Here is a 12,900-nt window from a genome sequence, read left to right as displayed (position 1 = left end):
CAGCTAATCACTACACAGGAGGCATATCGTTTATGGAATTATCAGTAGGTTACATTATCGTGCTATTTGCGATCGGATTTTTCGGATCGTTTATTTCTGGAATGGTTGGCATCGGCGGATCGATCATCAAGTATCCGATGCTGCTTTTCATCCCGCCGATGCTCGGCCTGGCAGCCTTTAATGCCCATGAGGTATCCGGAATCAGCGCCGTTCAGGTGTTTTTCGCGACAATCGGCGGTGTCTGGGCATTCCGCAAAGGCGGTTACTTGAAAAAAGACTTAATCCTGATCATGGGACTCAGCATTTTAGCCGGAAGCTTCATCGGCGGATATGGTTCTAAAATGATGTCCGGTGACCAGATAAATATGGTTTATGCCACACTTGCGACCATCGCGACAATCATGATGTTTTTGCCTAAGAAAAACGTCAATGACATTCCGATGGATCAGATTTCGTACAATAAGACGCTGGCCGGGTCACTGGCATTCATCATCGGCATCGCAGCGGGGATTGTCGGAGCAGCAGGCGCATTCATGGTTGTTCCGGTCATGCTTGTTGTCCTGAAAATCCCGACCCGTGTGACGATTGCAACATCACTTGGAATCACATTCCTATCTTCCATCGGATCCACCATCGGCAAAGTGGCGACAGGCCAGGTGCTTTTCTGGCCGGCGGTTATAATGGTTGTGGCTTCCCTGCTGGCTGCGCCGCTTGGAGCGAATGCTTCCAAGAAAATCAACCCGAAGGTTCTTGAAGGAATTCTCGCCGCATTGATTTTAGGAACAGCCGTTAAAATTTGGTCTTCGATCCTTTAATATAAGGTTTTTAAAAGAGCGAGCCGGGAAAAGTTACCTGAATCGCTCTTTTTCACTTCAATGGAGGCATTGGAACATCCGGGTTATGATGATTTCGGCCCGAATCTTCCTTTACAAAGATTCTGATGGTCTGCAATAATATTAAACAGAAAATAAGTGGGAATCAGCCTGGCTGAAAAAGAAAAGAGGGTGCTTATGATGGACTTGATCCAGCTGGAGGTTTTTTTATCGGTCGCCGAAACAAAGAGTTTTTCGGAAACAGGGAGAATTGTCCACAGAGCGCAATCCTCTGTGACACGGACAATCAAGCAGCTTGAAATGGAATTGGGTACGAGTCTGTTTCACCGCACCACTCATGCGGTCGAACTGACACGGGCAGGGCGTGCGCTCGTCCCTTATGCAAAAGAGATGCTCAATCTCCAGGAGAAATTGATCCGCAGCATCTCCATTATAGAAAAGAAAGTTTCCGGCCCGTTAAAAATTGGTGCGAGTTTAACGATAGCAGATGCAGTACTTCCCCATCTGCTCGAAGAATTTATAAGCCTTTATCCACAGGTCAAATTTAAAGTTACGATTGACACTTCGCATAATGTCATGCAGGCCCTCCAAAACCGTGGCATTCATTTTGCCCTGACAGAAGCAGAAATACCTGCCAATGACAGCATCTCTGTCAAACCATTCAAGGAAGATGAACTTGTTGTGATCGTAAGGCCAGACCATCCTGCCGCCCAGAAGAAGAGCATTTCGCTTGCCGAGCTTTCCAAGCTGCCGCTTGTCATGCGCGAAAAGGGCTCCGGTATGCGGGCTTTCACAGAAAGGATGTTCAGCCAGGAGGGTATTTCATTTGATGATCTAGATATCGTCATGGAACTTAATAGCACAGAAACAATAAAAAAGATGACAGCCAACGGCCTTGGAGCCGCCATCATCTCGAAATCCTGCCTGAACCGGGAACTCGAACTGAAATTGCTGAAGCCTCTTTCCATAAAGCCCACGCCTTTGAAACGGAATTTTTATTATGCTTACAGGGAAGAAGGGTCCTTATACCCTTCTATCGAAGCGCTCCAGGATATTCTTCTCGATTTGTACGGCGGAAAGAATCGAATAATGGATGAAGAATGAACCCGGCGGAATGCCGGGTTTTTGCTGTAAACGCAGGGGAACTTACCAGCCAGGAAGTAAGCGTATTGGAAAAATGAATTGGGATCACTTGCGAGCATTGAGTTGAGGTCTGTGGCTGTAGAGGAGATGGGGGCGCTCTCTGAATATAGGAAGGAAGGGAGGTTATGTGGTTGAAATATGCCAGGTTACTTTGAAAATAGGCACGGTAATAAGGGAGGGCTATATTTTTTATAAAAAGACGCAAACAAATACACCGATTCTTTTTGGTGAAAGAAAAAACCATGCCTTTAAAGCCCGGAAAATAGTGAGATTTAGTGTTTTAATTCCAAGAAATCAATCATTTCACGCTTCCAAGTCCAATATTGCGGCTGAAACGACTAAAACAAGCCAATTTTCATGCACCTGGTCAACTTCGTCTGCTTCCACTTACTGCTTTCACGCCTTAACTGCTTAAATTCACGCCAAACAGTGATGCTTTCATGCCAAGCAAGCCAATATTCACGCGAAACCAGCCCTGTTTCACGCCAAGCCACCTGATTCACGCCATAAGCAGCCCGATTCACGCCAAACCTGCCAACATCATGCCAACGCGGCTCCCCGAACCACCTGCCAACTCAGTGCATCAGCACCACACTGTTAACCCGCGCCTTTCAAACCGCGATGTGCTCTCCCCCATCTCCACAGTAAAAACAAAATTATCGCTCGCAAAAATGTTGTGTTTGCAACACTTCACAAACACGCCAGCCCCGCAACAGCAAGCAGCCTGTGGCCCGGGTCATCGCGGAATCCGGCTTCCTATCACTTTTCACAGTAAGCAAATCATTAACATTTTCATAATTATTATCGGACCAAACGCACACAGCCAGGCGGGTGCTGCTGCCCGCATCTTCCAATAGCTTGCAATATTTTTGTGATGATTGGGAGGATAGAAAAATATATTCTTTATAAAAGGGGGAAAAGCAGTGAGCACAACCTGACACAAATGGAAAAATTTTTGTGAAAGAATGTTTTGACAATATTCGAGGCACAGGCTATACTATCAGGTAGATAAATAAAATTATCAGAAAAATTGAAATGTTCTTGCAAGCCGGCTTAGGTGTACCGGCGAGGCAAAGGACAAAAGGAGGAGGAAGACTTCATGGAAAACCGTCAACAGTGGGGGACGAGAGCTGGTTTTATTTTGGCGGCTATGGGTTCAGCCATCGGTCTGGGAAACATATGGAGATTTCCTGCGACTGCGTATGAGAATGGCGGAGGCGCCTTTTTCCTGCCGTATTTGTTTGCACTATTAACTGCAGGGATTCCGCTGCTTATCCTTGAATTTACAATGGGGCATAAGTACCGGGGATCAGCGCCGCTATCTTATGCAAGGATGAACAGGAAATCAGAATGGATCGGCTGGTGGCAAGTAGCGGTATCATTTGTTATTTCAACTTATTATGCAGTCATCATTGCGTGGGCGATGGCATTCACTGTTTTTTCATTTTCCCAAAGGTGGGGAAGCGACACGGAAGGATTCCTGTTCGGCGAGTATTTGCAGCTTGCTGATGTGGGAGAAGTCGGAGGCATTGTCCCGGGTGTATTCATTCCACTCGTTCTCGTGTGGGCGATCACGCTCGGCGTATTGTTCAAAGGCGTAAAGAAAGGGATTGAAGTCGCAAACAAAATTTTCATCCCGACACTCGTCGTCCTGTTCCTGATTATCGTACTTCGTGCAGTTACTCTCGATGGTGCGGCTGCAGGGCTTGAAGCATTCTTCAAACCGAACTGGGATACGATTTTGGATGGTAACGTTTGGGTAGCGGCTTACGGACAGATTTTCTTCAGCTTGTCCATTGCGTTTGCTATTATGATCACTTATTCAAGCTACCTGCCGAAAAAATCGGACATTACCAATAATGCATTCATCACCGGTTTCGGTAACTCGGCGTTTGAATTGCTGGCTGGTATAGGGGTTTTCAGTGCCCTCGGTTTCATGGCGACACAGGCCAACGTACCGGTGGGAGAAGTCGTATCAGGCGGAATCGGCCTGGCATTTGTTGTGTTCCCGCAAATCATTAATGAGTTCCCGGCTTTGAACGGCCTGTTTGGGGTCCTGTTCTTCGGTTCACTTGTTCTTGCCGGACTATCTTCACTCATTTCAATTGTGGAAACCTTTGTCGCGGGTGTCCAGGATAAGTTTAAAGTGTCGCGTACGACATCCGTATTGGTCGGCGGCGGTTTGTCTGCTGTCGTTTCGATTTTGTACGCAACAAAAGGCGGACTTTACTTCCTGGATGCAGCCGACCACTTCATTAACCAGTTCGGTGTTGCGCTTTCAGGCCTCATTGAAGTTGTTGCAATTGCGTGGTTTGCCAAGAAACTCGGCCTTTTCGAAAAGCATGCCAACAGCTTATCTGATATCGCGCTTGGTATATGGTGGAAAATTTCACTTGGCTTCATTACGCCTCTTGTACTCGGTTTCATGATGTTCGACAACTTCAGGCAGAACCTGACGGAAAACTATGAAGGTTATCCGACCAGCTTCCTTCTTTACTCAGGCTGGGGTGTGGCAGCAGGAGCGCTCATAATAGGCTTCCTCTTCTCCATGAAGCGGTGGGATAAGCAAACCCAACTGACAGTCGACTCTGAAAAGGAGGTCGTGTAACATGACAGGAAGTGCAATTACCATGATGGTTATCGGTATGGTCATTATTTGGGGCGGCCTGGCCGCAAGTATCACCAATGCGGTAAAAAAAGCGAAGGAATAAAGAAGAGGGGCGGGAATTTTCCCGCCTCTTTTGTACTTGTTTAAAAAAATATAAAATTTTTTACGTTGTAGATAAAAAGCCAAAAGGGAGTCATCCAGCTCAAGATCCAGCGGCTATCGTTATAAGCGGTGGTCCCCTTCGGCAGGAAAGATCACCTTCCTGCGGGTACCCATGCTTATGCGTACGCCGCAAAGCAGGCGCTTTGCGCTTTTGTTCATCCAGCTCCAGGCGCCAGCGGCTATCGTCATAAACGGTGATCCCCTCCGGAAGGGAAACCCGCCTTCCTGCGGGCACCCCCGCTTATGCGTACGCCGCTAAGCGGTGCCTTACGCTTTTGTACGTGCAAAATCAGTCACATAGTGCCCGCCGGATTATTTATTCTTCTGTCGCTCTTTCCGTTCCCACACTTTCAGGTACGGATATGGATCATAAGACCATTCGACCGCACCGTTATCCCGGTATATTCCATAATGGAGGTGCGGCGGGAATTTTCCTTGAGTTCCCGGCTTTCCATAACCGGAACTTCCGACATAGCCGATGACGGTTCCGGGTTTGACCGTCTGCCCTTCTTTAATGCCGTCGGCAAAACCGCGTAAATGGGCAAAATAATGGTAATTGTTGTTGATATCCCTGATGCCGATGCGCCACCCGCCAAAGCGGTTCCAGCCCTTCATTTCAATCACGCCGTAACCGGTTGCCCTTACAGGGACCCCATAATCGGCGAAAATATCGGTGCCTTCATGGATTCTTAACCCGCCCCAGCCGCGCCGGTCCCCCCACGTGCTCCGGTAGCTGTAGTTGACATTGAGCGGTACCGGAAAGGCATGTTCAACGAGGTCAATGCGGTTGTAGGTTTTGAATAATAACGCATTTGCCATGACGATATTGACAGCCTGTTCCCTATTATAATATTCCCACAAGGCGATGGTGAAGTTATCATCATCATGGCCGTACCCTTCCAAATAGTGCGCAAGTGTATAAAGGACATCTTCATCATTTGTCTGCTCGGCTTTGCCGTCACCGTTTCCGTCTTTGCCCATCCCGCCAAATAAACCGATAGAAGCAGGATTCGTATCTTCCTGATTCGGGTTAAGCGGCCCGCTCCATTGAGCAGGAGAAAAAAACACAGCAATCAAGCCTTCCGCTTCAGGCCGGTCCTTTCGTGCCCGGCGGACGCTTCTTTCGTATTGATCGACCGCTGCCAGAAAATACCACGGAATTCTGGTGACTGCTTCCGTTTTCTTATATAATGCCATGCGCTGACTGTATTCTTCTGCCTCACTCTGAGACCCTTCGGCATACGGACCAGCCGGGAAGGCTAAAAACAAAAGAATGGCGGCAAGTAAAAGCGTAACGCTTTTCAGCACGCGTATCGCTCCTTTCTCTCCAATTCACTGTTAATAGTGTGTGGAAAGAGGCACAATTAATGAACGGAATATGCTGGTAATCAACATCCCTTTAAATTGCCGGTGCGGCTTTGTTATGATAAAGTGACAAGTATAAGGCGTTTTTTAGGGCAAGCTGTGTTTCAATTCCACTGGATTAACTTAATACTCCAACTGGAAAGCAGGCGTTTTCACGGCGCTTGTATCAGCATCAGCTGATATAGCCTATTATAAAAATTGCATGCAGCACCAACATCACCGCGTTTGGAAAACGTGCTGGGCAGCATCCAGTGCGGTACTCCATGAAAATGCAATATGCAGATGTGGCTGCAAAAGATTTGAATGATTAAGTTGGATACAGGGGTGATGACTTTTGGCTAAGAAAGAAGAATATATCCGCAAGCCGGATTGGCTTAAGATCAAGTTGAATACAAACGATAATTATACCGGCCTAAAGAAAATGATGCGTGAAAAGAACTTACATACAGTATGTGAAGAAGCGAAATGCCCGAATATCCATGAGTGCTGGGCTGAAAGGAAAACAGCTACGTTTATGATTCTCGGAGATGTTTGTACGCGCGCCTGCCGTTTTTGCGCCGTAAAGACAGGGCTTCCTTCCGAATTGGACTGGCAGGAACCGGAACGGGTTGCAGACTCTGTTGAGATGATGGGTCTGAAGCATGCTGTCATTACGGCAGTTGCCCGAGATGATCTGAAAGACGGCGGTGCCGGCGTCTTTGCCGAGACTGTCAGGGCGGTCAGAAGGAAAAATCCTGGTACAACGATTGAAGTGCTGCCATCCGATATGAATGGCGTCTATGAGAACCTAAAAACGCTGATGGATGCAAAACCGGATATCCTGAACCATAATATCGAAACCGTGCGCCGTCTCTCCGACCGGGTAAGGGCACGGGCAAAATACGACCGTTCCCTTGAGTTTTTACGCCGTGCAAAAGAAATGGAACCTGATATCCCGACGAAATCAAGCCTAATGGTGGGACTTGGCGAAACGAAGGAAGATATCCTCGAAACAATGGATGACCTTCGGGCGAATGATGTTGACATCATGACCATCGGCCAGTATTTGCAGCCTTCCAGAAAACACTTGAAGGTTGAAAAGTACTACCATCCTGATGAGTTTGCAGAATTGAAAAAAATCGGACTTGAAAAAGGATTCCGTTATGTGGAATCAGGGCCTCTTGTTCGTTCTTCCTACCATGCAGATGAACAGGTGGACGCTGCTGCGGAATAAATATGTTCGCCGCATCTTGTTTTCACGGTTCAAAAAATTAAAAAGCCATAACAAAACCCGGAGCCGAGACTCCGGGTTTTTGTCGCAGCAGTATGGTCATTGCGTTTAACGGTTCATTCCCCTGTCTTCGTACTCACCGTTCATTTCTCCGCTCATTTCACCGTTTTCATTTTCGCCATCGCTCAGCTTTTTGCCTTGCGGTGATTTTTTCATTTCAGCGATGGTTCTGTCGATGATTTGCTCAATGTCACGGTTGTTTGAGCCATTATTTCCGAACCGTTCGATCTGGTTGATCATGTTCGGATTGTCCGATACGTAAACATGGTAATAACGGGGAACGACAGATATGGCTGTTTTCTTTACCATATCTGCAGTCTGATTCCTGTCAGCTGACTCGGTGTCATAGGCCACCAACACTTCTTCGTCGGTAACGAGTGTGGCAATATCATCGACTTCAGGAAGCTGCCTGCCCATGCGGCTAATCGCATCTGCGAGACCTTCCCGGTCAATATACATGGCATCGTTATTCCGGTTTGTGCGATCATTGGCAACATCGCTTTTTTGATATCGCACATAACCGAATTGATCCGAATCCTGGTTTCGATTGTTTAATTCATTGCGGTCGCCGACATTTATCGTATCGCCGCTTTCTTCGTATATGTCATCAGGCTGCGCACCCATCTGGCAGGCGGGTAAAACAAGCAATGTGCTGACCGCGGCTGCACCTATCACTTTTTTTATCACTTGCATCACCTCCTTACCTTTAAGATGAGCAGTCCGGGGAAAAAGTTGTGTAGTAATTAATGCTAAAGGCAAAGAAATAGAGCTTGAACGCAAGCTGTCAAGGTGTGGTAAAATAAAAAAGAATTGAGGTGAGCCAACATGATATGTATAAATAACCATTGCTGGGAAATTGTCGAGGAAAGCAAAAATGGATTCGATGAAGAAACCTTCAAAGCGCGGTACAGTGAAATCTTAAATAAATATGACTATATTGTTGGCGATTGGGGATATGACCAGCTGCGGCTAAAAGGTTTTTTTGACGATCACAATCAAAAATCAAGCTATGACACAAAAATAAGCACGCTGTCTGAATACCTTTATGAATACTGCAATTTTGGCTGTGCCTATTTTGTCCTGAAAAAAGTGAAAAAGTAACTGTCTTTGGAAACAGGAACGGAAGTTATGTATCTGGAGTAAAAAAAGGCGAACCGTCATTAATCCGGTTCGCCTTTTCCTTCTGAGTGCGGCGGGTGGGCAGGTTCCATTCCCTGGCGCGGGATGTTGTAGTGGAGATTTTTGAACTCATAGTTAAATGCGCTGTAATATCGCTGACTTTCACGCCAAGGTGTGCTTTTGTTTTGGACAGGCTCATGCTTATTCCGCGGAGCGCCATACGGGCCTTCCGGCAGCTGTTCCGGTGTGATATAATTCCGCATATTTTCGACATTTTGAAAATCAGAATACTTTTTAGCACTCGGATTTAATTGATCACCTGTCAATTTTTTGCCTCCTTAAATTAGGGGGTACTCATAGTGTAACCCGGCAAGGAAACTAGATGCGGTGTAATTTTTGGGTTAAAAAATATGGATAAGTGCATATCATTCCATTTGCGTAAAAAGCCGGAAACGGCCAGCTGCCGTTTCCGGTTTTCCAATACTTCTTATACTGAGACAACTTCACGAAGAAATTCACGCAATTCTTCGCCATCTTCTTCATTCAAGTTAAAGGCATGCTCCAGATACCCTTCTTCATCAAGGTCATCCGAGCCGATTATCGCAAAACGTCCGCTCAGGATATCAAGGACGATGCTTTTGCCGTAATAACGGTCTGTGTTCATGATGCCCAGGTCAAATCGATGGTTTGTTCCCATGAAACTGACGAAGCGTGTTTTTGTGTCCGCTGTTTCATCGTATAAATAATGCCGTTCGCTCACTGTGTATCCCCTTTCTGTCCAAGTGGTCTTGGAATGTGTGCGGGAATCCGCCCAGGGCTGACTTCCGCCTCTTAGTTGATTTCTTGATTTCTGCTTGAATTCCTTCCGCCTTTTATTCCATCACGAGATGAGGTTTATACTCAAGATGATGGTTGGCTTTAATGGACCGGACCGTCCTGGTTTTGGCCCTCATGACAATTGAATCGGTTTCCACAAGATCCCCGCCAAGGAATCGGACTCCTTCAAGCAGCTCGCCTGCTGAGACGCCCGTCGCTGCAAAAATGGCATCATCCCCGCGGACCAGGTCATGGAGCTTCAATAGCTGACGCGGGTTTTCCAACCCCATTTTAATGCACCGTTCTTCTTCTTCTTCGTTATGCGGGACAAGGCGTGCCTGCATGTCGCCTCCCAGGCATTTGATCGCTGCGGCGGAAATGACCCCTTCCGGCGCTCCGCCGGTACCGACGAACAAGTCGACTCCTGTAGAGGGCATTGCTGTTGCGATTGATGCAGCGACATCGCCATCTCCAAACAGCTTCACACGCGCACCTTTGTTTCGGATGCGCTCTACAAGTTCATCATGGCGCGGACGCTCCTGAATAATAACCGTCAAATCCCTGATTCGTTTATTATTCGCTTCTGCCACAATTTCAATCGTCTTTTCAATCGGATCATCCAGGCTGATTTTACCTGCAGCATTTTTCCCGACAGCTATTTTTTCCATATACATATCAGGCGCATGTAAAAGGGTGCCGCGGTCAGCCGCCGCGATGACAGCCATCGCGTTGGCATGGCCTTTTGCTACAATATTTGTTCCTTCCAGAGGGTCAACGGCAATATCGACAGCCGGCCCGTTTTTCGTCCCCAGTTCTTCTCCGATATAAAGCATCGGCGCCTCGTCAAGCTCTCCTTCGCCAATGACCACAATGCCATCCATATTGACAGAGTCAAACATCGCCCGCATTGCGCTTGTCGCTGCCTGATCCGCTTCATTTTTTTTGCCCCTTCCGAGCCACTGTGCCGATGCGATAGCCGCGGCTTCGGTAACCCGGACAATTTCCAGTGCCAGTTCACGTTCCAACGTTTTCTCCTCCATTTCGCCTGAATCCTATACACATGATAGCAGAACAGTCCTGCTCTGTCTCACCTGATGCCAGAAGTCAGACCTATGCAAACGTTTCAGTGAAGTTAGAAAATAGCCTGGCAATATGCAAGTGAATGCTCATCATCAGGAGAGCCGTCCCCAAAAGAGGCGAGCATGGCCAAACCGATCGTGAATCCGCATAAATGTGCCCCAAAAGACGGCAAAGGCCAAAACGGTCACACCCTGCATTTGGAGGTGAAAACGGCACCGGACTTGAACGCCACATTATGATAAAATAATACCTGAACTTTGAATCGCCTTATGCAGCAAACGGACGCAGGACACTTGTCATTAATTGACTGGTAAACAGGAGGAATGGCCATGTATTTTGTTGACAGAGGTAAAATCGAAAGCACGCTCTCATATATGGAAAAAATGGATTCGCTGTTCAAGCAGCATGACAGCTGGGAGAGCAGCATGGATAAACTCGCACTGGAACGGATCGTCCATATGATGATTGAAGCGGTCATTGATGTGGGAAATGCGATGATTGACGGCTTCATTATGAGGGATCCGGGGAGTTATGAAGATATCATCAGCATCATGCTTGATGAAAAAGTGGTGACAGAAGCTGATGCAAAGAGTCTTACTGGACTCATACGGTACCGTAAAGGCCTCGTTCAGGAGTACACCAGCCTGGACCATGCTGAATTGGTTTCTGTCCTGAATGAGAATGCTGCTGCAATTGAACGGTTTCCTGCCAGTATCCGCAGATATCTTGATGAAGAACTCGGGCCGGTCTCGGCATTCTCACCACATTAAGAGTGAATTGGAATCTGCAGGCAGAACGTTACCCCTTTTTCCATACTTTTTTGTTTAAAAATTTACTTGCAGTGCAAAATGAAGTAAAATGGGATGAGGTGGTGAGAGCTATGCAAACACGATCCTCGTCCACACGCGACCAGATTCTCAACCTTCTGAAAATAAACAAGCGCATGACTGTTACAGAGCTTGCGAAGGAGTTAAGTATTACCGAAATGGCTGTCAGGCGCCACTTGAATACACTTGAACGGGATCATTTCATCGAAACCGAACTTGTTCGGCAGTCAATGGGACGTCCGGCAAATGTGTTCAGACTGGCCGAAAAAGGGGAGGAACTGTTTCCCCGCAATTATAAGACCATGACAATCGAATTTCTTGAAGATATAGAAGAACTTGAAGGCAGGCCGATGGTGGAAAAGCTGTTTGTCCGCCGTGAAGAACGGCTGAAAAACCGGTACAGCAAGCAGCTGGAAAGCAGTTCATTTGCCCAAAAAGTGAAGCAGCTTACACATATCCAGAATGAAAACGGATATATGGCGGCATTGCAGGATAACGATGGGGAATACATTTTGACAGAATTCAACTGTCCGATTGCCGAAGTGGCAGGGCAGTATCCAATTGCCTGTGATTGTGAATTACGGCTCTTCCGCAATGTGCTGGGCACTGATCAAGTCACATGCACAAAGTGTGCGGCTAAAGGCGATGACATTTGCGAGTACCGGATCAAAAAGCCGGAATAAACAAAGAATGCTTTCCCCGCGGAAGCATTTTTTCTTTTTGCAGGATTTTTTAATAACAGTTGAAACATAAGAAGCTTATGAACATGGATATAATTAAAAGCAGCTTGAAAAAGGGGAAAAGGCTATTATGAGAAAATTGACCGATTACAAAGGATACTTGATTGATTTGGATGGGACGATGTATAAAGGTTCTGAGCGCATTGAAGAAGCGGGGGATTTTGTGAACAGGCTTAAGGAAGCCGGAATCCCTTATTTGTTTGTGACCAATAATTCATCGCGGCGCCCTGACCAGGTGGCGGATAAACTGAGGGGGTTTGGTGTGCCGGCTGATGCTGATCACGTTTTCACAACCAGTATGGCGACGGCAAGCTATATCGCTGAACAAAAACCCGAAGCTACCTATTATGCGATCGGTGAAGAGGGAATAAAAACGGCACTGGAAGAACAGGGGCTCGTCTATCAGGAAGAAAAGCCGGATTTTGTTGTTGTTGGGATCGACCGCAGTGTCACTTATGAAAAATTCGCTATCGCAGCGCTTGCTGTCAGGGCAGGGGCAACCTTCATTTCAACGAATGGGGATGTTTCGATTCCGACAGAAAGAGGGTTTCTGCCCGGAAACGGATCACTGACTTCGGTTGTGACAGTGTCTACCGGAGTACAGCCGATCTTCATTGGAAAACCGGAGCCCATCATCATGGACCAGGCCATGGAGGCGCTTGGCGCACCAAAGGAAGATGTGTTGATGGTGGGTGACAACTATGATACTGACATACTGGCGGGAATCAATGCCGGCATCGACACGCTTATGGTCCATACTGGCGTGACGACACCTGAACGGCTCAAGGACTATGAAGTGCAGCCGACTTACACGATCATGTCTCTTGATGAGTGGAAGTGAACCGGATCAGCATGACGAATTGAAGAAGCCGGAACGCAATGTCAATTGTGTTCCGGCTTCTTTGTTGTTGAAATTATAAATTTTTTGCGATGTGGA

The 12,900-nt window shown here is 47.0% G+C and carries 16 protein-coding genes; 9 read left to right on the top strand and 7 right to left on the bottom strand.

Going from position 1 to position 12,900, the window contains the following annotated elements; genetic code table 11:
* Nucleotides 1–32 precede the first annotated feature (32 nt).
* Together A4U59_RS01225 and A4U59_RS01220 are read left to right on the top strand one after the other, a co-directional pair.
* Complete coding sequence (locus A4U59_RS01225; protein ID WP_070119468.1) at nt 33–815, top strand: sulfite exporter TauE/SafE family protein; 783 nt, start codon at nt 33–35, stop codon at nt 813–815.
* 195 nt (nt 816–1,010) lie between these two features.
* A complete protein-coding gene (locus A4U59_RS01220) occupies nt 1,011–1,937 on the top strand; it encodes a selenium metabolism-associated LysR family transcriptional regulator (RefSeq protein WP_070119467.1) in 927 nt (308 codons plus the stop codon).
* 377 nt (nt 1,938–2,314) lie between these two features.
* Here A4U59_RS01220 and A4U59_RS21570 read toward each other — a convergent pair whose 3' ends face one another.
* Complete coding sequence (locus tag A4U59_RS21570) at nt 2,315–2,500, bottom strand: hypothetical protein (protein ID WP_070119466.1); 186 nt, start codon at nt 2,498–2,500, stop codon at nt 2,315–2,317.
* Between the two features lie 575 nt (nt 2,501–3,075).
* Here A4U59_RS21570 and A4U59_RS01210 point away from each other — a divergent pair.
* On the top strand, nt 3,076–4,584 hold the full coding sequence (locus tag A4U59_RS01210) for a sodium-dependent transporter (protein ID WP_070119465.1): 1,509 nt from the start codon (nt 3,076–3,078) through the stop codon (nt 4,582–4,584).
* 1 nt (nt 4,585) lies between these two features.
* Nucleotides 4,586–4,687 (top strand): methionine/alanine import family NSS transporter small subunit, encoded by a 102-nt coding sequence (locus A4U59_RS20720; RefSeq protein ID WP_083270582.1) that lies wholly within the window; start codon nt 4,586–4,588, stop codon nt 4,685–4,687.
* A gap of 119 nt (nt 4,688–4,806) precedes the next feature.
* On the opposite strand, the gene A4U59_RS22295 is transcribed toward A4U59_RS20720, so the two are convergent.
* Together A4U59_RS22295 and A4U59_RS01205 are read right to left on the bottom strand one after the other, a co-directional pair.
* Nucleotides 4,807–4,935: a hypothetical protein gene (locus A4U59_RS22295; protein WP_281183296.1), complete on the bottom strand. Its 129-nt coding sequence runs from the start codon at nt 4,933–4,935 to the stop codon at nt 4,807–4,809.
* A gap of 123 nt (nt 4,936–5,058) precedes the next feature.
* A complete protein-coding gene (locus tag A4U59_RS01205; RefSeq protein ID WP_425388865.1) occupies nt 5,059–6,060 on the bottom strand; it encodes a M23 family metallopeptidase in 1,002 nt (333 codons plus the stop codon).
* A gap of 385 nt (nt 6,061–6,445) precedes the next feature.
* Here A4U59_RS01205 and lipA point away from each other — a divergent pair, with 385 nt between their 5' ends.
* Complete coding sequence (gene lipA, locus A4U59_RS01200; protein ID WP_070119464.1) at nt 6,446–7,324, top strand: lipoyl synthase; 879 nt, start codon at nt 6,446–6,448, stop codon at nt 7,322–7,324.
* Nucleotides 7,325–7,429: 105 nt separating this feature from the next.
* Here the strand turns inward: lipA and A4U59_RS01195 are convergent, their stop codons facing one another.
* Nucleotides 7,430–8,074: a YhcN/YlaJ family sporulation lipoprotein gene (locus A4U59_RS01195; RefSeq protein WP_425388864.1), complete on the bottom strand. Its 645-nt coding sequence runs from the start codon at nt 8,072–8,074 to the stop codon at nt 7,430–7,432.
* 132 nt (nt 8,075–8,206) lie between these two features.
* On the opposite strand from A4U59_RS01195, the gene A4U59_RS01190 reads away from it, so the two are divergent.
* On the top strand, nt 8,207–8,482 hold the full coding sequence (locus A4U59_RS01190) for a YutD family protein (RefSeq protein ID WP_070119463.1): 276 nt from the start codon (nt 8,207–8,209) through the stop codon (nt 8,480–8,482).
* Between the two features lie 59 nt (nt 8,483–8,541).
* On the opposite strand, the gene A4U59_RS01185 is transcribed toward A4U59_RS01190, so the two are convergent.
* The 3 genes from A4U59_RS01185 to glpX all read right to left on the bottom strand — a co-directional run bounded on the left by A4U59_RS01185 (nt 8,542) and on the right by glpX (nt 10,341).
* Nucleotides 8,542–8,763, bottom strand: a complete 222-nt coding sequence (locus tag A4U59_RS01185) for a cytosolic protein (protein WP_070119514.1) — start codon at nt 8,761–8,763, stop codon at nt 8,542–8,544.
* A gap of 224 nt (nt 8,764–8,987) precedes the next feature.
* Nucleotides 8,988–9,260 carry a DUF3055 domain-containing protein gene (locus A4U59_RS01180; RefSeq protein WP_070119462.1) on the bottom strand — a complete coding sequence of 91 codons (273 nt, stop codon included), beginning with the start codon at nt 9,258–9,260 and terminating at the stop codon, nt 8,988–8,990.
* A 112-nt stretch (nt 9,261–9,372) separates the two neighbouring features.
* Nucleotides 9,373–10,341 (bottom strand): class II fructose-bisphosphatase, encoded by a 969-nt coding sequence (glpX, locus tag A4U59_RS01175; protein ID WP_070119461.1) that lies wholly within the window; start codon nt 10,339–10,341, stop codon nt 9,373–9,375.
* 384 nt (nt 10,342–10,725) lie between these two features.
* Between glpX and A4U59_RS01170 the strand changes: the two genes are divergently transcribed.
* The 3 genes from A4U59_RS01170 to A4U59_RS01160 all read left to right on the top strand — a co-directional run bounded on the left by A4U59_RS01170 (nt 10,726) and on the right by A4U59_RS01160 (nt 12,804).
* Nucleotides 10,726–11,166, top strand: a complete 441-nt coding sequence (locus tag A4U59_RS01170) for a DUF86 domain-containing protein (RefSeq protein ID WP_070119460.1) — start codon at nt 10,726–10,728, stop codon at nt 11,164–11,166.
* A gap of 110 nt (nt 11,167–11,276) precedes the next feature.
* Nucleotides 11,277–11,906 (top strand): helix-turn-helix transcriptional regulator, encoded by a 630-nt coding sequence (locus A4U59_RS01165; protein ID WP_070119459.1) that lies wholly within the window; start codon nt 11,277–11,279, stop codon nt 11,904–11,906.
* 136 nt (nt 11,907–12,042) lie between these two features.
* Nucleotides 12,043–12,804, top strand: a complete 762-nt coding sequence (locus tag A4U59_RS01160; protein ID WP_157888109.1) for a TIGR01457 family HAD-type hydrolase — start codon at nt 12,043–12,045, stop codon at nt 12,802–12,804.
* The last annotated feature ends 96 nt before the right edge of the window (nt 12,805–12,900 follow it).

Source organism: Bacillus marinisedimentorum (genome assembly GCF_001644195.2).
Classification (GTDB): Bacteria; Bacillota; Bacilli; order Bacillales; family Bacillaceae_O; genus Bacillus_BL; species Bacillus_BL marinisedimentorum.
Note: the sequence above shows the minus strand (reverse complement) of the source record. Positions and strands in the feature narration are given on the sequence as shown.